This is a genomic window from Allofournierella sp. CML151 (genome assembly GCF_027853465.1).
Classification (GTDB): Bacteria; Bacillota; Clostridia; order Oscillospirales; family Ruminococcaceae; genus Allofournierella.
The window spans coordinates 77,031-101,664 of sequence record NZ_JAPNNW010000011.1 but is presented as its reverse complement, the minus strand read 5'-3'; the positions used below and the strand labels follow the sequence as shown (position 1 = coordinate 101,664).

The 24,634-nt window shown below is 57.2% G+C and carries 20 protein-coding genes; 6 read left to right on the top strand and 14 right to left on the bottom strand.

Annotated elements, in window-relative coordinates; translation table 11 throughout:
• Positions 1-19 precede the first annotated feature (19 nt).
• The 12 genes from PH256_RS09550 to PH256_RS09495 all read right to left on the bottom strand — a co-directional run bounded on the left by PH256_RS09550 (position 20) and on the right by PH256_RS09495 (position 16,868).
• Entirely contained in the window at positions 20-637 is a 618-nt protein-coding gene (locus PH256_RS09550) for a DUF1349 domain-containing protein (protein ID WP_270913955.1), read from the bottom strand.
• Positions 634-1,230: a sugar O-acetyltransferase gene (locus tag PH256_RS09545; protein ID WP_087184863.1), complete on the bottom strand. Its 597-nt coding sequence runs from the start codon at positions 1,228-1,230 to the stop codon at positions 634-636. Before PH256_RS09545 ends, PH256_RS09550 begins: the two co-directional genes overlap by 4 nt.
• 313 nt (positions 1,231-1,543) lie before the next feature.
• A complete protein-coding gene (locus PH256_RS09540) occupies positions 1,544-3,172 on the bottom strand; it encodes a glycoside hydrolase family 13 protein (RefSeq protein WP_270913954.1) in 1,629 nt (542 codons plus the stop codon).
• Between the two features lie 12 nt (positions 3,173-3,184).
• Complete coding sequence (locus PH256_RS09535; RefSeq protein ID WP_270913953.1) at positions 3,185-3,940, bottom strand: HAD family hydrolase; 756 nt, start codon at positions 3,938-3,940, stop codon at positions 3,185-3,187.
• 19 nt (positions 3,941-3,959) lie between these two features.
• On the bottom strand, positions 3,960-5,690 hold the full coding sequence (locus PH256_RS09530; protein ID WP_270913952.1) for a glycoside hydrolase family 13 protein: 1,731 nt from the start codon (positions 5,688-5,690) through the stop codon (positions 3,960-3,962).
• Positions 5,687-7,150, bottom strand: a complete 1,464-nt coding sequence (gene malQ / locus PH256_RS09525) for a 4-alpha-glucanotransferase (protein ID WP_270913951.1) — start codon at positions 7,148-7,150, stop codon at positions 5,687-5,689. The genes PH256_RS09530 and malQ overlap by 4 nt, the downstream gene beginning before the upstream one ends.
• Positions 7,151-7,160: 10 nt before the next feature.
• Positions 7,161-9,419 carry a glycogen/starch/alpha-glucan phosphorylase gene (locus PH256_RS09520; protein ID WP_270913950.1) on the bottom strand — a complete coding sequence of 753 codons (2,259 nt, stop codon included), beginning with the start codon at positions 9,417-9,419 and terminating at the stop codon, positions 7,161-7,163.
• 22 nt (positions 9,420-9,441) lie between these two features.
• Positions 9,442-11,391, bottom strand: a complete 1,950-nt coding sequence (locus PH256_RS09515; RefSeq protein ID WP_270913949.1) for an amylo-alpha-1,6-glucosidase — start codon at positions 11,389-11,391, stop codon at positions 9,442-9,444.
• A 24-nt stretch (positions 11,392-11,415) separates the two neighbouring features.
• Positions 11,416-13,332 carry a type I pullulanase gene (gene pulA, locus PH256_RS09510; protein ID WP_270913948.1) on the bottom strand — a complete coding sequence of 639 codons (1,917 nt, stop codon included), beginning with the start codon at positions 13,330-13,332 and terminating at the stop codon, positions 11,416-11,418.
• A gap of 33 nt (positions 13,333-13,365) precedes the next feature.
• On the bottom strand, positions 13,366-14,172 hold the full coding sequence (locus tag PH256_RS09505) for a sugar ABC transporter permease (protein WP_442866657.1): 807 nt from the start codon (positions 14,170-14,172) through the stop codon (positions 13,366-13,368).
• Between the two features lie 63 nt (positions 14,173-14,235).
• Positions 14,236-15,615, bottom strand: a complete 1,380-nt coding sequence (locus tag PH256_RS09500; protein ID WP_270913947.1) for a carbohydrate ABC transporter permease — start codon at positions 15,613-15,615, stop codon at positions 14,236-14,238.
• 20 nt (positions 15,616-15,635) lie between these two features.
• Positions 15,636-16,868 carry an extracellular solute-binding protein gene (locus tag PH256_RS09495; RefSeq protein WP_270913945.1) on the bottom strand — a complete coding sequence of 411 codons (1,233 nt, stop codon included), beginning with the start codon at positions 16,866-16,868 and terminating at the stop codon, positions 15,636-15,638.
• 297 nt (positions 16,869-17,165) lie between these two features.
• Here PH256_RS09495 and PH256_RS09490 point away from each other — a divergent pair, with 297 nt between their 5' ends.
• The 4 genes from PH256_RS09490 to PH256_RS09475 all read left to right on the top strand — a co-directional run bounded on the left by PH256_RS09490 (position 17,166) and on the right by PH256_RS09475 (position 20,594).
• The gene (locus PH256_RS09490) at positions 17,166-18,158 is read left to right on the top strand and encodes a LacI family DNA-binding transcriptional regulator (protein ID WP_087184874.1); all 993 of its coding nucleotides are present in this window, start codon (positions 17,166-17,168) and stop codon (positions 18,156-18,158) included.
• 228 nt (positions 18,159-18,386) lie between these two features.
• The gene (locus PH256_RS09485) at positions 18,387-18,830 is read left to right on the top strand and encodes a MarR family winged helix-turn-helix transcriptional regulator (protein WP_270913944.1); all 444 of its coding nucleotides are present in this window, start codon (positions 18,387-18,389) and stop codon (positions 18,828-18,830) included.
• Positions 18,831-18,846: 16 nt separating this feature from the next.
• Positions 18,847-19,635: a DAPG hydrolase family protein gene (locus tag PH256_RS09480; protein ID WP_270913943.1), complete on the top strand. Its 789-nt coding sequence runs from the start codon at positions 18,847-18,849 to the stop codon at positions 19,633-19,635.
• A gap of 29 nt (positions 19,636-19,664) precedes the next feature.
• Positions 19,665-20,594 (top strand): AEC family transporter, encoded by a 930-nt coding sequence (locus PH256_RS09475; RefSeq protein WP_270913942.1) that lies wholly within the window; start codon positions 19,665-19,667, stop codon positions 20,592-20,594.
• A 114-nt stretch (positions 20,595-20,708) separates the two neighbouring features.
• On the opposite strand, the gene PH256_RS09470 is transcribed toward PH256_RS09475, so the two are convergent.
• The gene (locus tag PH256_RS09470) at positions 20,709-21,152 is read right to left on the bottom strand and encodes a molybdenum cofactor biosynthesis protein MoaE (RefSeq protein WP_270913941.1); all 444 of its coding nucleotides are present in this window, start codon (positions 21,150-21,152) and stop codon (positions 20,709-20,711) included.
• 338 nt (positions 21,153-21,490) lie between these two features.
• Positions 21,491-21,760 (bottom strand): hypothetical protein, encoded by a 270-nt coding sequence (locus tag PH256_RS09465; protein WP_270913940.1) that lies wholly within the window; start codon positions 21,758-21,760, stop codon positions 21,491-21,493.
• 247 nt (positions 21,761-22,007) lie between these two features.
• On the opposite strand from PH256_RS09465, the gene PH256_RS09460 reads away from it, so the two are divergent.
• Positions 22,008-23,510 (top strand): TIGR02677 family protein, encoded by a 1,503-nt coding sequence (locus tag PH256_RS09460; RefSeq protein ID WP_270913938.1) that lies wholly within the window; start codon positions 22,008-22,010, stop codon positions 23,508-23,510.
• Complete coding sequence (locus PH256_RS09455) at positions 23,503-24,624, top strand: TIGR02678 family protein (protein WP_270913937.1); 1,122 nt, start codon at positions 23,503-23,505, stop codon at positions 24,622-24,624. The genes PH256_RS09460 and PH256_RS09455 overlap by 8 nt, the downstream gene beginning before the upstream one ends.
• Positions 24,625-24,634 lie beyond the last annotated feature (10 nt).

Here is a 24,634-nt window from a genome sequence, read left to right as displayed (position 1 = left end):
CGGTCAGGCCGCTGTGTAGTTATTCTTCGACTTCATCCGGTGCCTGACCATCGTGAGTCAGCCACTTGCATTCGGTCAGCTCCATATTCGTGAAAATCGCACGGAAGGAAGAATCCTCCGGGCTGCAGGCATATACGCCAAACCGGATTTCGCCTTTTGCCTCATGCAGATGGCAGACGCGCATCTGATGGAACACCTTGCCATCCTCCGAACACTCGATGCAGAAATCGTCTTCCCGACGGCTCAGCCGGTACCACATGGATTTTACACTGGCGGGAATCTCGGTGGTTGCCCAGTCCGAATAGCCGTGATTGGTAACAACGCTGCCCAGATGCTGGAACGTATCGTTTTCATATTCGATAGAGCCCTTCAGCCAGTTTTCACTGTCCAGATACAGTACCACGCCACACTGGTCAAAACGGTGGTGGCTTTCGGAGAATTCCGTTTTCACCACAAAGGAAAAGAATTGTTCTTCGGTGGACATCTGCAGCACCGGGGCGTTATCGTTCCGGAAATGGTAGTAGGTTCTCTGCCACAAATCGGTATGCGGTTTGGTGACGATCTCGATTCGATCCTGGGAAATGGCACTGCTCTCCGGCTGCCTTGTCCACTGCAGGGAATTTACGTCGAATTTCATTTGTTTCCCTCTTTCCAATATTTCTTCTTATCCTCTTCGGTGATCTTTCTCAGTACCCGGCAGGGATTGCCCACAGCCACCACACCATCTGGAATATCGCGGTTGACAACGCTTCCCGCACCGATTACCGTGTTGCTTCCAATGGTCACACCGGGCAGCACCGCCACAGAGGCACCGATCCACACATTATCGCCCACCGTGATGGGGTAGGCATATTCCAATCCCTGATTACGCTGCTCCGCATCCAGTGGATGTCCCGCGGTGGAGAAGACGCAGTTCGGCGCGATAAACACATGATCTCCGAAGGTCACCTTGGCACCGTCCAAAATCGTGCAGTTGTGGTTGGTGTAGAAATCCTCGCCGATCTCGATGTTGCTCCCGTAGTCACACCAGAAGGGTGCAGTGATGTAAAACCGTTTGCCGGTCTTTCCGAACAACTGGCGAATGATCTTTTCCTGTTCTTTGGCAAGTGAGGGCCGCAGCTGATTGTATGCAAAGCACAGGTCCTTGCAGCGCTCCCGCTCTTTCAGCAGTTCCGCATCGTAATTGGCATCATACAGCAGGCCCTCCTGCATCTTTTCCCGTTCTGTCATTTCAACATTCCCCTTTCTATTCACAGCTGCCCGGGTCATCCTCTTTGGAGAGAAGCGGTATCGGGCCATGCGCTTTTTCTGTTTTTCTCATTATAGCACCTTAACAGCGAATGGCAAAAATTTTCGTGCCCCCTTAAGGTCTCTCTCGGCAAACAAATTCCCACAAACGACTACCCTGAAGAGCGTGGTTCTACGCGACGCGCTCCAGGCCAAAATCAGCCTGTTTCGAACTCTAACTGCGGCGCCGGGCCGTAAATCACAAAAGCAAAGGCGACACAAAGAGTGCCGCCTTTGCTGAAGTCCGTTCAAGCTTTTATAAAGCCCGATGCAGGATCATTGCCTCCCAGGGGCGCAAGGTTTTCTGCACCTGGTCGGGGTAGTTGCTGATCAGCACCTCGGCCGTGGTCCACTCACCCGGCAGGCTCCAGGACACATCCGTTCCCGAGAAATTGCACACCACCAGAATCTGCTCATTCTTGGTGCTCCGCCGGTAAACAAACAGCTGAGGATGTTCTTCCTCCAGCAGAGTGAAGTCGCCTTCCACGAACACCGGGTATTCTTTACGTAGAGCAATCAGCTTTTTGTAATACCAGAACACCGAATCCGGATCTGCCAGAGCAGCCTCTGCATTGATGCTCGTATAATTGGGATTCACCGGCAGCCAGGGAGTGCCGGTGGTAAACCCGGCGTTCTCCTGCCCATTCCACTGCATGGGGGTGCGGGCATTGTCTCTTCCTTTGGCGTAGATGGAGCGGAGGATCTCCTCCTCCGGGTAGCCCTCGGCCAGCCGTTTTTTATACATGTTGTGGATTTCCACATCCTGGTACTGCTCCAGCGGCAGGCGCACATTGGTCATGCCCAGCTCTTCGCCCTGATAGATGTAGGGCGTGCCCTGCATTCCGTGCAGCATGGTAGCCAGCAACTTCGCGGACTGCACCCGGTATTCGCCGTCGTCGCCCCAACGGGAAACGATGCGGGGCAGGTCGTGGTTATCCAGAAACAGACTGTTCCAACCGCAGCCGTGCAGACCCTGCTGCCAGCGGGCGTAGCTCTGCTTCATCTTCACGAAGGGCAGCGGCGCCAGGTCCCATTTATCCTTGCCGGGCTGCTGGTCCAGCACCATCTGCTCGAACTGGAACACCATGGAAAGCTCGCTGCCGTCCGGCGCGCTGTACAGCTTTGCCCGGGGGATATCCGCGCCCCAGGCCTCGCCCACGGTGACAAGACAGCCCTTTTGGAAGGTCTCGGCGCTCAGTTCCCGCAGAAACTCGTGCAGCCGGGGACCGTTGTTAGTAATTTTGTTGTCCGGCTCCTTGGCAATCTGGTCGATCACATCCAACCGAAAGCCCTCCACGCCCTGCTCCATCCACCACAGGATCATGTCGTAGATCTCGCGGCGCAGGGCCGGATTCTCCCAATTCAGGTCCGGCTGCTGAGGTGCGAACTGGTGGAAGTAATACTGCCCCACCTCCGGCACCCACTCCCAGGCCGGGCCGCCGAATGTGGCCTGCATGTCGTTGGGGAAAGCATCGGGCGTACCGTCTCGCCAGACGTAATAGTCATGATAGGGATTGTCCCGGCTGGTCTTTGCCTCCAAAAACCAGCGGTGCTGGTCGGAGCTGTGGTTCAGCACCAGATCCATCATGATGCCGATGCCCCTCTTTTTCCCCTCCTGGATCAACTGACGCATATCGTCAAGGTCGCCGAACATGGGGTCGATTGCTCGGTAATCGGAAATGTCGTAACCGTTGTCCACCTGGGGAGAGGCGCACACCGGCGACAGCCAGATCACGTCGATGCCCAGCGTTTTCAGATAGTCCAGCCGCTTGATGATGCCCTGCAGATCACCCACGCCGCTTCCGGTGGTATCCTGGAAGCTTTTCGGGTAAATCTGGTAGGCAACGGCGGATTTCCACCAGTCCTTTTTGGTTTTGTCCAGCATTGTGATTCCTCCTTACCACACTCCGGCCGATGCAGTGCCGGGCAATAGCGTTTGCAATAATTTCTCGTAATCTGCGCCTTCGCAGACAAGGTCGCATTCCGGTGTTTCGTTCAAACCGTCGGTATTCAGAAAGCAGGTATGCATTCCCAGTGCCCGGGCCGGGGCAATGTCGTCATGAATGCTGTTGCCCACCATCATCACCTGATCGGGCGGACATCCGCATTCCTGGAGCACCAGGCCGAAATAATCCGGCGAGGGCTTTTTTATGCCCCAGTCAGAGGAGAGAAAGAGCCGGTCGAACCGGCTGCACAGCTCCAGCATGGTCATCTCCGGCCAGGTGAACAGCCTCTGTGCGTTGGACAGAAGGAACACCTTCTTCCCTGCACTACGCAGTGTGTCCAGCAGCTGGTGCACACCGGGGTACAGCTCGGCCTGATCGGTGGAGCAGGCCCGCAGCAGCGTGCCCGCACCGCGCACCATTTCTCCGGTCACCCAGGGCGCGCCCTTTTTGCGGAACAAGGCTTCCAGAACCTGCTCCAGCGCCACTTCGCCGCAGCCGGGGCCAAAGCGTACATCCGCCGCATGCTGGCGACGGCGCACCTCAGCCCGGTAGGCCCGGCGCAGCTGATCGGGACCGTCATACTTGGCCCCATGATATCCGTAATAGAAGGTCATCGGCTTCCAGACCCGCTCCAGATCCTCCTCATCGGTATGAATACGGATCAGTGTGCCATACAGGTCAAATACAACCGCGCGGATTGTTTCCATCGCTTTCCTCCCGTCTGTTTCACTCAGTCATCCGGCGAATACACACGCCACCGGGGGCAAGGGTATTTTCCCGCAGGTTCCGGTAGAACAAAGGCTCTCCTTCTCCGGGCAGCTGCCAGGGCGTTTCGCCACAGTTGAGCAGCACCTCCACGTCGCCTCTCCGATAGCACACGTTCCGGCCCTCCGCTTCAGTCTCCGCAAAGCAAAGACCACTTTCCCGCAGTTCAGGCAGGGTTCGCCGCAGCCGGATCAGCTCTTTCAGCTGCCGGATGCGCTGCCGGTTTTCCGGCTCGTCCAGCCGGTCCCAGGGCATGCAGCGGCGGCAGTCCGGATCGTGCCCGCCGGGCAAGCCGATCTCGGTACCGTAATAAATGCTGGGGCTGCCCGGCAGGGTGAACAGCATGGCAAGCTGCTGAAAAAACGCATCCTCACTGCCCGCTCGGGTGAACAGCCGGTCGGTGTCGTGGGAATCCAGCAGATTGAACATCACCTGCCCGGTCTGGCGGCGGTACATGCCCAAGCAGCGGTACAGATCCCAGGCCAATGTACGAGCGGTTCTGTCTTTGTTGGCAAAGAAGCCCTTCACCGCCTGCTGCAGCGGGTAGTTCATCACCGCGTCGTACTCGTCACCCTCCAGCCAGGGAGAGGCATCGTGCCAGATTTCCCCCAACAGGTAAACATCCGGCCGGATGGCCCGCAGCCGCCGGTGCAGCTCCTTCAAAAGGCGGTGGGACACCTCGTTGCCCACGTCGAAACGGATGGCATCCACACCGTATTCCCCCACCCAGCGCTCACACAGGCCGCAGACATACTCGATGACCTCCGGCTCGTTGGTGTTCAGCTTGGGCATATTGGAAGCAAAGGCGAAGGAGTAATAGCGGCTGTCCCGGGTGTCCCGGTCGGGAGTCGGAGCCGGCCACCGGTTCACCATGAACCAGTTCCAGTAGCGGGAGGCCGGACCCTTTTGCAGTACGTCCTGCCAGGGACCGAAGCTGGCCCCGCAGTGGTTGAACACCGCGTCCAGCATCACCCGGATGCCCCGCTCGTGGGCGGATTTCACCAGACGGGCAAGATCCTCATTGGTGCCGAAATCCGGGTCCACAGTCTCGTAATCCCGGGTATCGTACTTGTGTACCGAGTCCGCCGCGAAAATGGGGTTCAGATACAGCCCGTTCACGCCCAGGCCGGCCAGATAATCCAGCTTTTCGCAGATGCCTGGCAGGTCGCCGCCGAAGCGTTCCTCATTGGTCACAGGACCAGTGCGCCAGGGGGTCTGGCAGCTGCTGGCCCCGCTGCGGCAGAACCGGTCCGGGAAAATCTGATACCACACCGTGTCCCGCACCCATTGAGGCGGGGCGGGAATGTCTGCCGGGTTCATCCAGGGCTGATGGAACGCCGCCGGGCGATCCTCACTTTTGTTTTGCTCCGGGGTGCAGAAGCCGTCTTCTCCATAGAACCAGACCTCGCCGCCCTGATGCAGCTCAAAATAGTAGCGGCACCGCTTGTATGGCGGCCGGATGGTAACATTCCACCACAGGCAGTGCTCCAGCCGCAGTGGGCTGGTGATCTCCTGCCGCTGGCCCTGCCAGCGCTCGGCACCGCCCAGAATGCCCGCCTCGAAGGGGTCGCCCCAGTGCAGAAAGACCCGCTCCGCCTCGGGACCGGTCTGCAAACGCAAAATCAGCTCATCCGGATTCAATGCATAGCTGTAAGGGGCCTGAGCCCAGTGAAAGACCGCCGCGAAATTCATTGTGCTTTCCTCCGCTGTAAGATGGCGGGCCGCAGCGCACGCAGCGCACGGGCCGCCCGGTCAAAATCAGCCAGTCGCCACTCCCAGTTGGGGGAGCCCACGGTGCCGGGGGTATTCATGCGGGTACTGGCGTTCAGCTCCATTATATCCTGCACAGGCAGGATGGTCCAGTCTGCCGGGCTTGCCAGCGCACAGCGGTTCAGCCGCTCCACCACGCTGCCGGTACCGAAGCCCTGCCGCTTCAGCCAGCGGCGCAGCTTTCGCCGGTGCGCCACAGGCAGGCTTTCGTACCATTCCTTCAGGGTTGCATTGTCGTGGGTGCCGGTGTAGTGGATCTGGCAGGCCCGGTTCGAGCCGGTGTCCCGCACATATTTGCCAGACGCATCCAGCACAAATTCCAGCACCTTCATGCCCTTTAAGTGGTAGTGGTCCCGCAGCTCCAGAACCTCCGGGCGCAGATCGCCCAGGTCCTCCGCCACCAGTTCCAGGGCCGGAATCTTTTCATACAGGGTATCCAGCACCGCATAACCCGGCGCTTCGATCCACTCGCCCTCAATGGCGGTGGGGCAGCTGGATGGAATCTTCCAGTAGGTATCGAATGCCCGGAAGTGATCGATGCGGATGATGTCAAACAGCTTCTGATTGTATCCGATGCGCTCCACCCAGAAGGCAAAGCCGTCTTTTTGCATCTTTTCCCAGTTGTAGATGGGATTCCCCCACCGCTGGCCGGTGGCGCTGAAATAGTCCGGCGGTACCCCGGCGATGAAGGTGGGGCGGCCGTCCTCATCCAGCAGGAAGTTCTCCCGTCCGGCCCAGACGTCCACCGAGTCCACGCCCACATAGAAGGGCACGTCGCCCATGATGCGCACGCCCTTCTGATGGGCATATTCCCGCACAGCCTTCCACTGGTTCAGAAACTGATACTGCAAAAAGCTGTGGTAGGCAATTTCTTCAGCAAACTCGCTCAGGTCTCCCTGCCGAGTCTGGGGCCAGTCCCGCTGCCACTGGGGCCATTCCAGCCAGCAGCGGCTTTCGTTTGCCTTTTTGAAGGCCCGGAACACGCTGTAATTCTGCACCCAATCCTGCCGGGCAAAGGCGTTGTACTCCTCGTCCGGCTGGAAGGCCGCGCAGGCAGCGCGCAGCAGCGGCTCCTTCCAGGCGCGCACTGCCTCATACTCTACTCGGCCCGGGTTGGCCCCGGCAAACTCCGGCACCTCGGGCAAAAGGCCCTGCTGTGCCAGCAGTTCCAGGCTCAGATAAAGCTCATCCCCCGCGCAGGAGGAATAGGGCTGATAGGGGGAGTTGCCGTAACCGGTGGGGTTCAGGGGCAGAATCTGCCAGATGCTCACCCCATTCTCGGCCAGCAGGTCAATCCACTCATATGCCGGCCGGCCCAGCTCTCCCACCCCGGTACGGGATGGGAGAGAGGATACCGCCAGCAGAATTCCTGTTTCTTTCATTCAATCATCCTCACAGATGCCAGATATCCCGGTTGTACTCGGCGATGGTGCGGTCGGAAGAGAAGAATCCCGCCTTGGCGATGTTCACCAGGGTCTTGCGGCTCCAGGCCAGTTCGTCCTCGTAATCCGCCAGCATCGCTTCCTTCTTCTGAATGTATTCCTTCACGTCCAGCAGGGTCATGAACCAGTCCTTGCTTACGATCTCCTTATACAGGCGGCACAGGCTTTCCACATCGCCGATGCGGATCATCTTTTTGTCGATGATGAAGTCCACCAGACGGGCGATCTCCTCATCGCCGTCGTAGAGAGCAGCAGAGGAATAGGCCTGCTCGTCGTACAGGCGGATAACCTCCTCGGAGCTCTTGCCGAAGGAATAGATGTTCTCCTCGCCTACCAGCTGGGCAATCTCCACGTTTGCGCCGTCCCGGGTGCCCAGAGTGAGCGCGCCGTTGAGCATAAACTTCATGTTGCCGGTGCCGGAGGCCTCCTTGGAGGCCAAACTGATCTGCTCGGAGATGTCGCAGGCAGGGATCAGCTTTTCCGCCTTGGTCACATTGTAGTTCTCTACCATTACCACCTTCAGATAGGGGCTGACCTGCGGGTCGCTTTCGATCAGCTGAGAAAGGCAGAGAATCAGGTGGATGATGTCCTTGGCGATGGTGTAGGCCGGGGCCGCCTTAGCACCAAAGATCATGGTGATGGGGCGGGCGGGAAGCTTGCCGGCCTTGATCTCCAGATACTTGTAGATAGCGTACAGGGCGTTCATCTGCTGGCGCTTGTACTCATGCAGGCGCTTGACCTGAATGTCGAAGATGGAATCGGCGTTCAGGTCCACGCCCTGAGTCTCTTTGAGATAACGGGCCAGTGCCTGCTTGTTTTCGGTCTTGATGCGGCGCAGCTGGTGCAGCACTTCCTCATCGTTCTGGAAGGCCAGCAGCTTTTCCAGCTCTGCTGCATCCTTTTTGAAGCCGGGGCCGATCAGTCTCTCGATGAAGGCGGCCAGGGGCTGGTTGCAGTGGAGCAGCCAGCGGCGGAAGGTGATGCCGTTGGTCTTGTTGTTGAACTTTTCCGGGTACAGCTCGTAGAAGGGCCGCAGCTCGGATTCCTTCAAAATCTCGGTGTGCAGAGCAGCCACGCCGTTCACGCTGTAGCCGTAGTGGATGTCGATGTGAGCCATGTGCACCCGGTCCTGATCGTCCAGAATGGCGACCCGGGGATCGTCGCTCACCTGCTTTGCCCGCTTGTCCAGCTCCTCGATGATGGGTACCAGCTGGGGCACTGCCTTGCGCATAAAATCCATGGGCCACTTTTCCAGCGCCTCGGCCAGAATGGTGTGGTTGGTGTAGGCGCAGGTCAGGCTCACCTCACGGATGGCGTCGTCCATGCTCATGCCCTCGGCGGTGAGCAGGCGGATCAGCTCGGGGATAATCATGGTGGGGTGGGTGTCGTTGATCTGCACCGCCACAGACTCATGCAGCTTCTCGATGCTGCCGCCCCGATCCCGGGTCTCCTTCAGAATCAGCTGGGCGGTGCTGCTCACCAGGAAATACTGCTGATACACCCGCAGCAGGCGGCCTGCCTCGTCGCTGTCGTCCGGATAAAGGAACAGAGTCAGATTGCGGGCAATGTCGCTCTTGTCAAAGGAGATGCCATCGCCGATGATAGATTCGTCCACCGTCTCCACATCGAACAGGTGCAGGCTGTTGCGCCGCCCGTTGTAGCCGGGCACGCCCACGTCGTACATCACCGAGCGCAGAGAAAAGCCGCCGAAGGGCACATCGAAACGCACGCCGGTGTCGGTGAGCCAGCTTTCCGGGGTGATCCAGGGGTTCTTTTCTTCCTTCTGCTTGTTGTTCTCCAGCTTCTGATAGAACAGGCCGTCGTGGTAGTTCAGGCCCGCACCGTCGCCGCACAGGTTCAGCGTGGCGATGGAATCCAGAAAGCAGGCAGCCAGACGGCCCAGACCACCGTTGCCCAGCGAGGGTTCGTTCTCCGCTTCCTCAACGGCGGTGAGCTCATGGCCGTGCTTGGCCAGCAGCTCTTTTGCTTCGTCAAACAGGCCCAGATTGATCAGGTTGTTGCTGAGCAGCTTGCCGATCAGAAATTCCGCCGATACATAATACAGCTTGCGCTTGCCCTCGGTACGGGGCATAGCGGCCAGCTGCTCCTTGGTGTAGAGCATCAGGGCAGTGTAGACTTCCCGATCGGTGGCGGTGTCCAGATTTTTGCCGTAGTGCTTGTTCAGAATGCTCTGCAGTCTCTGTTTCATATACCTTTCCCTCTCATTTCTCTCAGTGTTTCGGTTGGGAACGTTCCAGGGCTTCGTATACCCGCAACAGCTCGCCCACGCTCCACGCCTGGGCAAAGCAGCCCCGGGAGGCGGTGGGGATTTCCCCGTCGTAAATTTCCGGCAGCTGACCGGCGCACCCCTCTCTGAGCGCCGGTTCCAGTGCAGCCAGCTGCTGCTTTACCTGCCGTTTTGCCTGTGCTGAATATTCGTTCACTTTTAAATAGGCCAGATACCAGGCTCCCAACGGGAAGGGCCACACCGTTCCCTGATGGTAGGCCAGATCTCGCTGCTGCTGCGGCCCGCCGTAGGTGGGATGGAATTCCTCATCTTCCGGCGAAAGCGTCCGCAGGCCCACCGGCGTGTACAGGTGGCGAAGAACCGTTTGCACCACCTGCTTTTCCTGCCGGGGCTCCAGCATGGTGAAGGGCATGGACACGGCCCAGATCTGGTTGCAGCGAATCTGCTCGTCGGCCTTTGTGCCGGAGACCAGATCTTTCAGACACCCCTTCTCTTCCATCCAGAACTGGCGCACAAAGCTTTTCCGTACTTTTTCCGCCAGCTCGCCGTAGCTCTGCCCGGCCTCGCCCATCTCGGAGGCCAGCCGTTCCATAATCCGCAGTGCGTTGTACCAGTAGGCGTTGATTTCCACCGGTTTGCCGTGGCGGGGGGTGGGCAGGATGTCACCGATGCGCACATCCATCCAGGTCACCTGATCCAGCCCCTGCCCGGCGGCGATCAGACCATCCGGCTCCATGTGGATGCCGAACTCCGTGCCCTTTTGGTAACCCTCTATGATCCGCTTCATCACCGGCCAGGCTTTTTGCACAAAGGCTTCGTCGCCGGTGTAAGCCCGGTAGAGCCAGATGCAGTTGATGAACAGCAGCGATGCGTCCACCGTGTTGTACATGGGCTCGTTGCCCCCTTCCGGGAAGAGATTCGGCATCAGGCCGCCCCGCTCGTGCTCCAGGAAGGTGGTGAGGATGCTCTTTGCATCCTCGTACCGGCCGGTGGCCAGGGTGCAGCCGGGCAGGGCGATCATGGTGTCCCGCCCCCAGTCCTCAAAGAAGGGGTAGCCCGCCAGAATCGTTTTTGCCCCGGTGGAGGCCCGCTGGGTGATGAAGGCGTCGGCGCTCACCGCCAGCTGACGGGCCGCCGGGTGACGGAATCCGCTCTGCTGTTCCAGCGCCCGCAGCCGCTTTTTGGCGTTTTGCAGCACCTTACCAGCGGCAGACAGCTCCTGTTCCAGCGAGAACACCATGTCCAGTGTTTTCTCCACTCCCGCCGGAACGGTGATGGAAATCTGCACGTTCGATGCCGTATGCCCGGCAGCCCGACGGCCGTCACAGGCATCGTAGGCATACCAGAGGGTCTGGCGGCGCAGGGGTGTTTCCTGCAATTGGCCGTTGGTTTTGATGCGCAACCGCAGCCCGGCAGATTCCACCGCGCCCTCCCGGAAAACAAACCGCTGCCGGGCGCTCAGGTCATTGCCCTTGGGCACGAACTGCATCCAGGGCGTGACGGTGAGGGTGCAGTCCGCACCGGATTCATTGCCGATGCGGTAGCGCACCGCCAGGGTGTTGCGCTCCCAGTCCAGCGCCAGCTCCTTTTCCACCCGTACGCCGTTCAGCTGATACCACCAATGGGGCAGACCGTCCACCTCCATGCTGCACAAATGCTTCCAGCCCTCCTCCGCCGGAAGACCCCGGAACTGCTGGCTGGACAGATGCTCCATCCCGTTCCCGGTTTCCAGAACCTCCTCCAGCCGGTGGATCAGATTCCAGCGGTGGTTGGGCGCCTGGGTGCAGGCCATCAGCACCGCGTGGTCGTTGCGGGCGGCGGCTCCGGTGATGGTCTGAGAGGAAAAGCCACCCAGACCGTTGGTCACCAGCCAGCAGCTCTCCTGTCCGCGCTCCTGACTGCGAAAATCCTGTTTTCCATATATAAACCGCATTGGTTTCCCCTCTTATACTTGTTGTTATCGTTTGCCCAGGATCATCGCGGCCATGGGCTGCACCTGCGCGCTTTGCACAGCGGGGTACTCCTGCCACCAGAAGCTGCTGCGTTCATCTGCCAGCAGCTCCCACTCGCCCTCTTCCAGTTCCAGCTCCACCGGATGGGAAGAAGCATTGTAGGCCAGCAGAAGCTTGCTCCAGCGTCCGCCGTTTTCCAGCAGAGCCGTCACACAGCGGGCTGCTGGCACCTGGGAATGCAGCAGCCGCTTACCGGCCTGTTCGGTCTTGTCGCACAAGGCGGGCAGCTGCTTGCGCAGGGCGATCAGTCCCTGATAGTATTCCACCAACTCCCGGTTTTGCCAGGCCCGCTCCCAGTCCAGCCGGTTGAGTTCGATGGGTGCTTTGTGGGTATTATCCTCCCCCTGCTTGGTGCGGCCGAATTCCTCGCCGGAAAGCAGGAACAGCCGCCCCTGACAGGTCATGTAGATGGCCGCCGCCAGCCGGCTGGCCCGCATCACCTGCGGGGCCGGGTCGTCAAAGTTCTGCTGCGGGTCCATGGTGACCACCAGCTTATCCCACAGGGTCATGTCGTCGTGGGAGGAAAGATAGGTGATGACCTGGGAGGGCGCTGCCGCACGGAAGTTCCGCGCCTCGCCGCACCAGGCGGTGATGCTGTGCAGGATTCTCTTCTCAAAACCACTACCGCCATTCACAAAGCCCGGTTTCTCCCGATACATCACCGGGCCCTTCACCGCGTCGCGCACGCCGTCGCAGAAGGCGCCAATCTCCGGGTCCAGCCCGGCAAGGGCCTTTTTGTCTGCCAGCCGAACGCCCCGTTTCCGGGCAGTGGAACCGGCGGCCCAGGGCTCGCCGAACACCAGTTTTTCGCCCCGGCCGAAGCGCTCGTCCAGCGCAGCGCGGATACGTTCCATCAGGTCGGTATCCAGAAGGCCCATCAGGTCAAAGCGGAAGCCGTCCATATGGTATTCTTCGGCCCAGTAGAGCACCGAGTCCAGAATGTATTTTGCGCACATGGAGCGTTCGCTGGCCACATCGTTGCCGCAGCCGGAACCGTTGCTCCAGCTGCCGTCCGTCCAGGTGCGATAGTAGTAACCGGGCACCGTGCGTTCCAGCCAGGAGTCCTGATGGTAGGTGTGGTTATACACCACATCCATGATCACCCGGAAGCCCTGCCGGTGCAGCGACTGCACCAGCTCTTTCAATTCCCGGATGCGCACCTCGCCCCGGGTCGGGTCGGTGGAATAGGAGCCCTCCGGCACGTTGTAGTTTACCGGATCGTAGCCCCAGTTGAAGCTGTCGTCCGGGTGGGCTTCATCCACCGAGCCGTAATCGTACACCGGCATCAGCTGTACATGGGTCACACCCAGCTGCCGCAGATATGCAAGGCCGGTGGGCTGGCTGCCCCGGTCGAACAGGGTGGTGTCCGCGCAGCAGAAGGCTTTGTATTTGCCCCGCCAGTGCTCCGGGAAACCGCCGCTTTCCGCCCAGGAGAATTCCCGCACATGCACTTCATAGATGATGTCCTCTGTCTGGCGGGCAGGGGCTTTGTCCATCTGCCAGTCCTCCGGGTCGGTGGCGGCAAGATCCACCACCATGCTGCGCTGGCCATTCAGACCGCAGGCCCGGGCATAGGGGTCGGCGGTGCGGCGGGTGTTCCCCGCCGCTGTGACCAGATAGTCGTAATACACGCCATCCAGCCGCTGATTAATACCGGCAAACCACACGCCCTTTTCGCCCCGGTCCAGAGCCAGCGTCTCAAAGGCTTCTCCCTCATGGCCGGACCGGAACAGCCGCAGCTGCACCGTTTCGGCGGTGGGAGCCCACAGGCGGAACTCGGTGCCCGCTTCGGTAAGCCGGGCGCCCAGATCATTGCCCTCGTAGTGGAACCTGCGCGCAAACGCTTTGCTGTTAAAATCCATTCCTCTGCATTCCTTTCCGGTCACGAACTGCCGTCAGCCCTTGACTGCACCGGCCATGCCGTCCACATAATATTTCTGTAGCTTCAGAAACAGCAGCGCAATGGGAATCGAAATGAGCACTGCGCCCGCTGCAAAGCTGGTGTACCAGCTGTCGATGTATTCCTTCTCCAGCATCTTCCACAGGCCGATGGCCACGGTGTACTGGTCGGAGTTGGCCCGGCAGATCACCTTGGCAAAGATGAAGTCCACCCAAGGGCTGATGAAGGAGGTAAGCAGGGTATAAACGATCACCGGCTTGCTCAGCGGCAGTGTGATCTTGGTGAAGATCTGCCAGCGGGTGCAGCCGTCGATGAGAGCTGCCTCATCCACCGCGTAAGGGGTGGTGTCGAAAAAGCCCTTGGCAATCTGGAAGGCCAGCGCCGCGCCGCCGGAGTAGCACAGAATCAGCGCCAGACGAATCATGGAGCCCTCGGTCAGGCCCACTGCCTTCAAAATGAAGTACACTGCCACCATGGACATAAAGCCCGGGAACAGGCCCAGCACCATGGACATATTCATGTAGGGCTTGCGCATTTTGAACCGCATGCGGGACAGGCAGTAGGAGGCCGACAACACATAGAAGGTGGACAGCAGGCAGGAACACACTGCAATGATGAGGGTGTTCATAAACATCTGAGGGAAGTTCAGCACCGCTGTATCGGTGAACAGGCGGGTGTAGTTGTCCAAGGTCAGGGTCTGGGGGAAGAAGGTGGACACATAGGACCCCTTCTCACCCCGGAAACTGGTCATGATGACCCACAGCACCGGGAATACCCAGATGGCGGCCAGCACGGCCAGCAATGTATGGACCAGGATATTGGTGCGCCGCCGGGCGGCCTTTGCGCTTTTATACCGTTTTATCGCTTAAAATCCACCTTCCTCTTTGTAGGACTTGCTGCGCCGGTAGGTAAACAGTGCACCCACCGACAGGATGATAAAGGTCAGAATGCCAACGACCGCACCCACGTTGTAATACTGCTTGTCGATGGTCAGCTTGTACAGCCAGGTCACCAGCAGATCGGTGCTGCCCGCCGTGGAGGACAGATTGGTGATGGGGTCACCGCCGGAGAGCAGATAAATCACGTTGAAGTTGTTCACGTTGCCGGTAAAGGTTGCAATCAGATAAGGAGTGGTCACATACAGCATGTAGGGCAGCGTGATGCTGAAGAAGGTACGCACCGGGCCCGCGCCGTCCACCTTGGCGGCCTCGTACAAATCGCCGGGAATGTTCTGCAGAATTCCGGTGAGCTGCATCAGGGTATAGGGCACGCCCACCCAGATGTTGATCACGATCACAGTCACTCTGGCCCAGGTAGGGTCGGTGAAGAAAGGCAGGCTGGCGTCCGGGGCGATCAGCCCCAGGTTGCGCAGCAGCACATTCACTGCGCCGTTGGGCTGAAGCATGGTGCGCATAATCAGCAGCGATACGAACATGGGCACCGCGCTGGAAAGCACGAAGCAGAACCGCCAGAAGCTCTTGGCCCGGGTATCCTTCCGGTTGATGAGCAGCGCCAGCAGCATACCGAAAATATAGTTGGTGAAGGTGGCAAACACTGCCCAGACCAGCGTCCAGACCAGCACCGACCAGAAGGTGCTGCCCAGCACGCTGCTGGAATCGAACAGAGCCGCGAAATTTTCAAAGCCCACCCAGTCGAAAAGCACCAGATGGTTGTCGATCCGGCTGTAATTGGTGAAGGCCATACAGATCATGAAGGCCAGCGGCAGGATGGTGAGCGCCGTGATGAAGAACATGGGCGGGGTCATCAGCAGCCGGTAGAGGTTTTCATCCAGCAGGCTGGCCAGATCCTCCCGGAAGCTGTTCACATGCCGGCCCTCTTTTTTCAGGCATTCCGCCTTGTAGGCACTGCGCAGCGCACCGCGCCAGCCCCAGAAGGCAATTACCGTGAGCAAAATGGTGGCCACGCCGTACAACAACAGCAGCACCGACTGATCCCCTTTGGTATACAAAAACACCTGATTGGCTTCGTCCCAGATCTCCTGCTGCTCCACCGAGCCCAGAGTCACCAGCATCACAAGATTGTGGAAGCCATAGCGGATCATAAAGAATAAGTACGCCAGCTCCCCGGCCAGGAACAGCAGGCCTTTGATGATCTGCCCGTTCAGCATGTTGCCAAGGCCCAGCACCAGCGCGGACAGGCGGGTCACAGCGCTGCCCTGCTGAAGGGCCTGGATACAGGTGTAGGGAGAGTACCCTTCTGCCTGCTTGGAATTGAACCGTTTCATCGTCACACCTCACACCTTTCTCAGATTCCGTCGCTGTTCATGGCATCATTCATCGCTTTGGTCTGTTCAGCGGCGTTTTCCTTGGTCACCGTACCGTTTCGGATCGCCTTGCCCATATTTTCCACCGGCGTCCAGCAGTTGTTCATCTGGGCCACGAAGGGCTGCAGCTTGGAGGTACGGTCGAAGGTGTCGTTCTGGGCCCGAACCACTTCATCCGCCGCAATGGCCGGGTCCTCGTTCAGCTCGGTATTACAGGGAATCACGCCGCGCAGCTCGTAATGGAGCTGCTGCGCTTCGGCGGAACCCAGATACATGGCCAGCTCCACTGCCTGCACCATGTAATCGGTGGAGGTGTTCACGCCGATGGCCTTGGAGCCGGCGTATGCGTACATCTGCTTTTCCTCACCATTCAGCGTGTAGGTGGGCAGAGCCGCCACACCCATGTTCTCCCCCAGGATCTCCCGCACCGCGGCAGCATCCCAGGAACCGGAGAAGATGGCGTGGATGCTACCATCCCGCAGGCCGGCAAGGCCGCTGCCGTCCTGATCAATCTTGAAGTTGGGATTTGCCGCCAGGTCCACCAGATACTCGGTCACTTCCACGGCGTTTTCTCCGCCGAAGTCCGCGCCCAGCTCTTCCTGAGTACCGTCACCGAAGAGGGTGCAGCCGTTGCCGAAGTAGAAGGCAGGCAGATACCAGGAGTTCACGAAGGGGAAGGATACAACACCCTTTTCCAGCATGGTGTCCAGGCTTTTCACATCCTCCTCCCTGAACACCCGTTTGTCGTAATACATGTACCAGGTGTTGGTGGTGAAGGGCACCCCGTAGATGTAGCCGTCCAGTGTAAGGGAATCCAGAAGGGTTTCGCTGTTGGTCGCCTTCAGCTCGTCGGCGTACTTGCCGCCAAATTTAGCCAGCGCCTTTGCGTCGGTCATGGTGGTCAAGGTATCGTTGGCGTACAGGAACACGTCCGCGCTCGCTTCCGGGTCCTGCGCCACCGCTGTGGCTGCCGAAGCCTCGTCTGCCACACCATATACAAAGGTGATGTCCCATTCCGGGTGCATCTCAGCAAACCGCTCGCAGCAGGTTTGCAGCCACTGCCCACTGGACTGGGACTGGTCCTCTGAAGGGGACCACACCATCAGTCGAACCTTTTCTTTCGTCTGCTGCGCGTTTTCGGTGCCGCCGCAGCCGGTCAGAAGCAATGCCCCCGCACACAGCGCTGCTGCCGCCCGCGCGAATTTTCCCTGCATTTGTTTGTTCCTCCTTCAATTTGTTTCGTAAAGTTTCGCCGTAATCACTATACTCCCCTTCCCCCTTCGCCGTCAAGGTTTCTGGGGCTATTCCGCCATTTTCTGCCTAATGCACAAGGATCCCCCGTTACTTTCGTCACTTTCTACAGCGGCGCTTCAAAACTTTACGAAACTTCTTTTTTCGTCGGCTTGTTCCTTGTACAAATCGCCCTTCACATTGATTTTCCGCCCAAAAACCGTTATAATGGATACAACACAAACGAATCTTTTCTTCTTTTTGAAAAAACGAGGAGCTTCATGGCCAGAATCGAAGATATTGCCAACAAACTGAACATTTCCAAAGGGACGGTTTCCAAGGCGTTGAACGGCGCACCGGACGTGAGCGAAACATTGCGAAAAGCAGTTTTGGAAACCGCGGTGGAGCTGGGCTATTCCCGCTCCATGCGCAAACGAGGTGCGAAACAGCTGTGCCTTTTTATTGAAAACATGACCTGCGAGGAACCCTCGGACTTCGGCTACGACATTGTGACCGGCTTTCGCAAGGTGGCCGAGCCTGCAGGCTTTGTGGTGTGCGTGGTACCGCTGGACGAACAGATCCAGAAAAGCATTTCCTACGACGAATACATGCTGCAAAGCAACTACGTGGCGGCCTTTTTCCTGGGCCTTTCGCTGGCGGACCCCTGGCTGCATCAGCTGCAAACCAGCCATACTCCTGCCGTATTGCTGGATAACTATATACGGGCCAACCCTTCCACCTGCTATGTGGGCGTGGACAACAGCGAAGGCATGGACCTGGCTGTGGCTCATCTGAAGGAGCAGGGGCACCGGCGGATCGGTTATCTGAGCGGTGGGCTGGGTTCCTATGTGAACCAGCAGCGCTACAGCGCCTTTTTCCATGCACTGCGCAAGCACAACCTGCCGGACGACCACAGCCTGGCGGGCAGCGACTATTATTTTTCCGAGTGCCTGCAAAAGCACCTGCCTGCCCTGCTGGAGCAGAAGGTGACCGCCATTGTATGCAGCCACGATCTGCTGGCCCACACGGTGATGATCCACTGTCAGGAGATGGGCCTGCGGATTCCCGAAGATCTGAGCATCATCGGCTTTGACGATCTGCCCCTCTGTGCCTATACCCAGCCCACCATGACCACCATCCGCCAGGACCGGACCCAACTGGGCAAAAGCGCCTTCTATGCGCTGTCCAGTCTATTGGCGGATGTGCCCATCAGCACGCTGCTGCTGCATGCCCGCCTGATGGTACGCCATTCGTCCGGCAAAGCGCCGCAATAAAAGGCAGCGAAATATTGATCGCGAAACTTCCGATACACATCCATTTTATATGCCAAGGGCTATTGCTTCACTTTCGTGAAGCAATAGCCCTTTTTCTGCGGAAACCGCACCCCGTACGCCATTGATGCTATGCGGTATTTTGCCTCATTTTCCCGTCAGCCGCACCCATTGACAATTTCTAAAACAGGGATAAAATAAGTAGTATACTACCTATTAGGAGGAGAGCATATGGCGGAATACATCCCATTGGGCAGACGCTTTGCCATCATTGACCGGGCATTCAAGCAGCACCTCAACAAAAAAGCGGACCAGCTGGGGCTCACGGCTGTACAGCTGCGGGTCCTTGGCGAGCTGAGCCGCATGGAGGCGTTCGGTGTATCGGAAGTAAATCAGAGGGATCTTGAACAAGCCGAGCAGGTAACCCATCCGACCATGACCGAGATGATCAAACGGCTGGAGAAAAAAGGCTTTGTGACCTGTACCACCAGTACCATCGACCGCCGGTATAAGAAGATCAGCTGCACCGAGCGTTCCCGGAATTTGTATCTGGAACTGGCACAGGCGGACGAAGCAATCACAAAAACTCTCTGCGCTGGTCTTTCGGCAGAGGAACAGGCAGAGCTGATCCGGTTTACCGATTGTATGCTGGATAACATCGGGTATCATCTGTAACGAGAAAGGAAGAACCATGACAGACTATCAGGCAACCGCCGGGCAAACCTATATGCCCGCCCGGGAAAATACCGAAATCGACATTTTACCCTATGAGAGGCTAAGCCGCCCCCAGCCGGAATATCCTCCGCTGGAGCTGAACGCTATGGCGCAGGAGAAGGAGTGGGTGCTGCAGTCCCAGACGCAGCATTTTCTTCCCGGCGTGAGCGCAAAGATGCTGGACTGGTTCTGGGCCAACATGGAAAAGGGTTATTACCTCTGGGCCCCCGGTTCCCACAAACGGTTCAGCTGGGTAAAAGCTCCCTGGGAGTATGGGTTCGGCAACTCCGTGCACATGATCTCCGAATCTGTGGGCAAGGGCAGCCCGGTGTTTGGCGGCGAAGGCATAGAGATCCACCGTCTGGGACTGGGGTACTTTCCCTTTACCTATGCGCTGAGCCATGTCCTCGTGGAGGGTGTGTTCAACGACAAAGACGAATTTGTGGACATGACCGTGCACATGTGGCAGGACTGTGAGGGTGGCTGTAACCACATCACCGCAGCAGTGGCAAGCACCACGGTGTCTGAACCGCCCCACTTCGTGAAGGAGATTCTTGCCAAAGATCCTCATGCCAGACTGCAGCCTCCCAGCACCACGGATCACGCGGAGTACGAGGCCAGCCGGTGGCCCAAATTTCTGCCCCAACTGTACCAGTTGTGGAAAGGTCATCCGGACCCCTCGCAGAACGTGGTGTGCGATCTGAGTGTTCGCAAAACCGGCGAGGAGCAGTGGGAATACTGCTGCCCGCACAAGGGCTTGAAATAATTCAATCGCAAAGGCAGAGAAGCATATTCATGGACATTCTTACAATCATTCTTGAACAGATCGGTCTGTTCGTCATTTATATCATTGTGGGCGTTTTGCTGGTCAGAGCAAAGGTGTTCAACGCCACCACGCTGGAAACCCTGTCCCGCTTTGTGCTGAAGCTGGGCCTGCCGGTCATGATCTTTATCAACACAGTAAGCGGTGTGGATCGGGCTGCTCTGATCCGCTCGCTGCCGGTATTGGGGCTGGCAGTGGCATTCTATTTTTGTACCTTCTTCATGGGCAAGGGTTTGGCTCGCCTGTTTCATCTGCAAGGCAGCCGGGCTCAGGTATACCGGGCGCTGAGTATGTTCGGCAATGTGGGTTTTATGGGCATCCCCATTGTTTCCAGCATCTTTCCGGAACAGGGTATGCTGTACATCTCGGTATTCACCATTGTGGATCAGCTGGTTCTCTGGACGCTGGGCGTTCAGCTGACCGGATCCGGTGAAAAGGGTACGTTCCAGCCGAAAAAGATGATCAACCCCTGCACCGTGGCCATTGTCGCTTCGGTGCTGCTGGTGGTAACCGGTATTCCCCTGCCCCAGCTTCTGAACACTGCGCTGAGCAAGATCGGCGCCACCGCCACCCCTATGGCCATGATCTATCTGGGCGGCGTATTCGCCTGTATGGACATCCGGAGCTATCTCCGGGTGAAAGAGTTCTATGGGATTGTACTGGTAAAGATGGTCGCATTTACGGTGATTTTTTATCTGGCAACCAGTCTGCTTCCCATCGATGAGAGCATCCACCTGACGGTTTCCCTGTTGGCAGCCATGCCCGCCATGTCCTCTCTGGTCATGATGGCAAAGGCCTCCGGCACTGAAGGTGATTACGCCATGGGCGGCATCTTCGTTACGACAGTCTGTTCCATTGTGACCATTCCGCTGGCCTACTGGCTGCTTCAGCTGGTGGGGTAACTGGGCCTTCACTTTTCATTCTTAAACCAAATGTTAGCCCTATAAAAGAACGCGGCAGCAAAGCCCTCCGAAAAAGGCCTTGCTGCCGCGTTTCTTTGATTTTGAGAGAACTTCTTATTCGTAATGCTCCTGTTCCTTCACGCAGATGGATTTCAGCTCGTCCAGAAGGGCCTGCAGCGCATCCACCACATGGGGACGGATATCGCCGCCCACAAGGAGCAGCATCAGGTCGTCGCCCACCTGCATCGTTCCGCTGTTCAGCCATGCCCGCACATGGAAGATGCCCGGCATCTTTTTGATGCGCTGCACCGCTGCATCCACCTTCTTCTGATCAAAGGAAAACTGCATTCCCGTCACCCGCGGCGAGTTCTCGCCATGGCGCACCTGTGCTTTGGCAGTGCCCCGCACCACACCATTGTGAAACAGGTACATCCCGCACTGGTCCGCATCGGGCTGCTGCTTTGCCTCCTTCAGCCACTGCTCGATGGAAGGCACGTTTTGCCTTTGTGCATTGTTCATTTCCGCCGGGCTGGTAACGGCAGTTGTTTCGTTATTCATCTTGCTTCTCCTCCCTGAAAAGAACCACCGTGTTCTTTTCGGATTTTCCCTGCGGACAGTAAATTTCGAACTGCCCTGCTCTGTCTTATGGATACTATTCTAGCACACAGCCACCCAAATCAACAGGCTATTTTTGAGAGTTTGATAGAACCCCTCTGAACTCTTGTCTTAAAGGAATCACCCGGTCAGAATGATTTCTTCCGTTCCATCGATCTTTTCCAGATAGAAGCCCACCGCCAAAACGCCCAGCTGCAACTGCTTTCAAAACGGTTCGCGGCCGGGCATTTCTGGTATAAATTTTACCTCCCGACGCACTGCTCCAAACAGTCCGAATGAACTCATGTTCTCTTCACCCTGTTTGTGGTATACATTTCTCGCTGTTTTCCGGTATGAAATTTTCTCTCCAAAGCCTTATCACAAACGGGTTTGTCCCCGGGTTGCCGTCTATAATCCGTATGCGCTTGCAAACGAAACGGCTCCGAAACCGGTATGCGTTTTAGGCAAAAACAGAACACAGAAAAACTTTCCCCAAACAGGCCTTTCAGCGAACCGATTTTTCCGCAAAATCGGTATGCGCCTGTAATCTCTTTTGCGGCCTGTTTTTCCATGCCGCTTCTCCCGAAATTCAATCGAGTATATTTTCTTTTTATGATCCCCATGATTTGGATGTCTTGGATGCTTTTGGAAGTATTCCACAATTCATTCGCCGCTCGTTTTATCTTTCCGACAAAAATCTTCCGATTGCTTGAAAACCCTTTTTATCGGACATATCATCCATTACACTATTAACAGGGTCCTTTATCCCGTTACCAAAAAGAAGCGGCCCTGATTTTTGCAAAACGGACGGTGAACGCCATGCAATTCCGAGCAATTACACTGAGCGATATTCCGGAGGCAAGTTACCTCACAGCAGCGAACGCATCCAGATATCGCGCGATTATGCGAATCTTCTATCTGGAATCCCAGAAAGCAAACATTCGTTTGAACAAGCAGCAGCTGCTGGCTTTGCTTCGCTCCGATTCCCACTTCACCCAATACACTGCAGAAGAGCTGGAACAGGATCTCAGTGCCTTGTGCCAATGGCGGAATCTGGTTCCCATCCAGGACCCTCATCGCCCCGGCAGCATCGCTGAATACAAAAACAAACAGTTCAGCTATTCCATGTCTCAAGCCGCCACGGAAATCGAGCGGATGACCCTTTCTCTGGAAAGTTTGAACCTGCGCACCGCTGTGCTGTCCTCTCAGCTGTTTGAGCGAATTCTTGATACCGTGGATCGGATGTCTGCGCTTTCCATCCAGAACAGCGATGCGATCAGTCAGTCATGGGATCTGCTGCAGCAGGATTTCCGCCAGCTTACCAATCGGTATCAGGATTATCTGCGGGATTTTTATTCTTCGCAGGCGGAACATATTCTGCAGACCACCGAATTTTTGCCTTATAAGGATAAGGTGATTCGCTATCTGCAGGAGTTTGTTCTGGAGCTGCAGCGCCATGCGGAGAAAATCCGCCGGATTCTTCTGTGTCTTCCCGATGAACGGATCGCGGAAATTCTGGAACAGGTGTATGCGGCCCAGAAGCGCGAAGGCGAAGGGCGTCTGATCCAGCGGGATGACAACTATGACCAGCAGCTGCGTGATCAGGTTTACGGGTTCTGGAACAGCTTTTATCACTGGTTTGTCCCGACGGAAAACAGCCAGAGCGACAGCCAGCATGTACTGGATCTGGCTAACGATATTATTCAGCGGATCCTGATGAATGCTGAGCTGATTCTGCAGGCTCACAGCGGCGGCGCCAACCGAAAAAACGAATACAAAAAATTTCTGGAGCTTTTTTCCGCCTGTCCCACACTGGCGGATGCCCACCGTCTTTCCGGCATGGTGTTTGGTGCACAGCAGGCGGTTCATCTGACGGGAATCAACGCGGAAACCATCTATGAAACCGACCCCTGTCTGGATGCACAGCCCTTTCTCTACCCTCTGCGCAACCGGCGACGACCAGGCCGCCCACCCCGGGAAAAGAGCTTTTTCTCCGACAAGGGACTGGAAAAGGCCGCTCAGCGGCAAGCCTATCTGCAGCAGAAACAAGAACTGCACAATCAGCTGCAGCGTCTCATCCGGAACGGCCGGCTGGATTTCGCATCCGTCGAGGAGCCCATTTCTCCTCAGGTCCGGCAAACACTTTTGTCCTGGGTGGTGAAAGCAAACGCGAACGCCAGCAAACGTGCCCGAACGGAATATGGTCAGATTTACACCATAACCTGCCCACAAGGACAAACCTGTGTCCTTCCCTGCACCGATGGAAATCTGACCATGCCCGCATACTGTCTTGTTTTCGAGGAGGTGCACTCCCATGGATGAATTTCGCACCCTTTTGAATCAGCTCTGGATTCGCAGAGAGGATGACCGGGAACTGTTTTATCGGATTCGGCGCAAACTCCCCGATCTGCGGCGCACCCTGCGCGATCAGTTCGGATGGGAAATTGTCAGCACCGAAACATTGATCCGACTGGTCAAGGAACCGGGCAAGGCTGATGCGGCATTCGGAATTTCCGACTTTACCGAAATCAGCGACTACTGCCTTTTGTGTGGTGTTTTGCTGATGCTGGAGGACAAGGACGATGGTCAGCGCTTTTTGCTGTCTGAGCTCACACAGGCACTGAGCGCTTATGTAAAGCCTTATTGGCATGAACTGAGCTGGGAGCGTTATCAGTGCCGCGCCTCTCTGGTCCGCGTACTGCAATATTCGGAACGAATTGGTCTGCTGCACAGCTACGAGGGGGAAAGCAACGCCTTTGCATCCCATCAGGAGCAGGAAGTGCTGTACGAGAATACCGGCCTTTGCCGCTATTTCAGTGTGAATTTTCACCGGGATATTTCCGGCTATACTTCGCTTTCGGATTTTGAAAATCCTCCTGTGGACGGGCCGGATTCCGACCGGGGTACTTTCCGTACCTATCGGGTATATCGCCAGCTGGCGCTGGCGCCCGCTGTGTACTGGACAGACCCGGCAGACCCGGTATATGCCTACATCAAAAATCAGCGCGGTATGGTGGAACACAATCTGGACGAAACCATCGGCGGAACGCTGCAGGTCTATCATAACGGGGCATTTTTCCTTCCGGAAGAAGGAGTCCCCTGCGGCGACTGCTTTCCACGGGATCAGATGCTCAGCGACATCATTCTGTTGCTTTTTGAGCGTTTGAGTGAAAAAACCGCCTGCGGCACTTTTGACCGAACTGCGGACGACCGGATTCATCTGACCTATCAGGCTTTCTTTGATGAATTGGACGCACTTCGCAGGGAACATCAGGCTCAGTGGGGAAAAACCGCTGCGGAAAAAGAGCTTTCCGCACTGGCACAGGATGTGCTGGAGGAATTGTCTTACTGGGGATTTGCATTCGTCGATCAGGACATCATTACATTCAATCCAGGGTTCAGTCTCTGGCAGGGAATTTACCCAAAAAAACAGTGACGGGAGGGTT

Excerpts from the sequence above, each read along its gene's own strand:
- PH256_RS09540 (WP_270913954.1), bottom strand. The coding sequence starts at position 3,172 with ATGCTGGACAAAACCAAAAAGGACTGGTGGAAATCCGCCGTTGCCTAC.
- PH256_RS09515 (WP_270913949.1), bottom strand. The coding sequence starts at position 11,391 with ATGCGGTTTATATATGGAAAACAGGATTTTCGCAGTCAGGAGCGCGGA.
- PH256_RS09495 (WP_270913945.1), bottom strand. The coding sequence starts at position 16,868 with ATGCAGGGAAAATTCGCGCGGGCGGCAGCAGCGCTGTGTGCGGGGGCA.
- PH256_RS09480 (WP_270913943.1), top strand. The coding sequence starts at position 18,847 with ATGACAGACTATCAGGCAACCGCCGGGCAAACCTATATGCCCGCCCGG.
- PH256_RS09470 (WP_270913941.1), bottom strand. The coding sequence starts at position 21,152 with ATGAATAACGAAACAACTGCCGTTACCAGCCCGGCGGAAATGAACAAT.
- PH256_RS09530 (WP_270913952.1), bottom strand. The coding sequence starts at position 5,690 with ATGAATTTCGCGGCGGTCTTTCACTGGGCTCAGGCCCCTTACAGCTAT.
- PH256_RS09485 (WP_270913944.1), top strand. The coding sequence starts at position 18,387 with ATGGCGGAATACATCCCATTGGGCAGACGCTTTGCCATCATTGACCGG.
- PH256_RS09550 (WP_270913955.1), bottom strand. The coding sequence starts at position 637 with ATGAAATTCGACGTAAATTCCCTGCAGTGGACAAGGCAGCCGGAGAGC.
- PH256_RS09465 (WP_270913940.1), bottom strand. The coding sequence starts at position 21,760 with ATGGAAAAACAGGCCGCAAAAGAGATTACAGGCGCATACCGATTTTGC.
- malQ (WP_270913951.1), bottom strand. The coding sequence starts at position 7,150 with ATGAAAGAAACAGGAATTCTGCTGGCGGTATCCTCTCTCCCATCCCGT.
- PH256_RS09475 (WP_270913942.1), top strand. The coding sequence starts at position 19,665 with ATGGACATTCTTACAATCATTCTTGAACAGATCGGTCTGTTCGTCATT.
- pulA (WP_270913948.1), bottom strand. The coding sequence starts at position 13,332 with ATGGATTTTAACAGCAAAGCGTTTGCGCGCAGGTTCCACTACGAGGGC.
- PH256_RS09535 (WP_270913953.1), bottom strand. The coding sequence starts at position 3,940 with ATGGAAACAATCCGCGCGGTTGTATTTGACCTGTATGGCACACTGATC.
- PH256_RS09500 (WP_270913947.1), bottom strand. The coding sequence starts at position 15,615 with ATGAAACGGTTCAATTCCAAGCAGGCAGAAGGGTACTCTCCCTACACC.
- PH256_RS09520 (WP_270913950.1), bottom strand. The coding sequence starts at position 9,419 with ATGAAACAGAGACTGCAGAGCATTCTGAACAAGCACTACGGCAAAAAT.
- PH256_RS09455 (WP_270913937.1), top strand. The coding sequence starts at position 23,503 with ATGGATGAATTTCGCACCCTTTTGAATCAGCTCTGGATTCGCAGAGAG.
- PH256_RS09490 (WP_087184874.1), top strand. The coding sequence starts at position 17,166 with ATGGCCAGAATCGAAGATATTGCCAACAAACTGAACATTTCCAAAGGG.
- PH256_RS09460 (WP_270913938.1), top strand. The coding sequence starts at position 22,008 with ATGCAATTCCGAGCAATTACACTGAGCGATATTCCGGAGGCAAGTTAC.
- PH256_RS09545 (WP_087184863.1), bottom strand. The coding sequence starts at position 1,230 with ATGACAGAACGGGAAAAGATGCAGGAGGGCCTGCTGTATGATGCCAAT.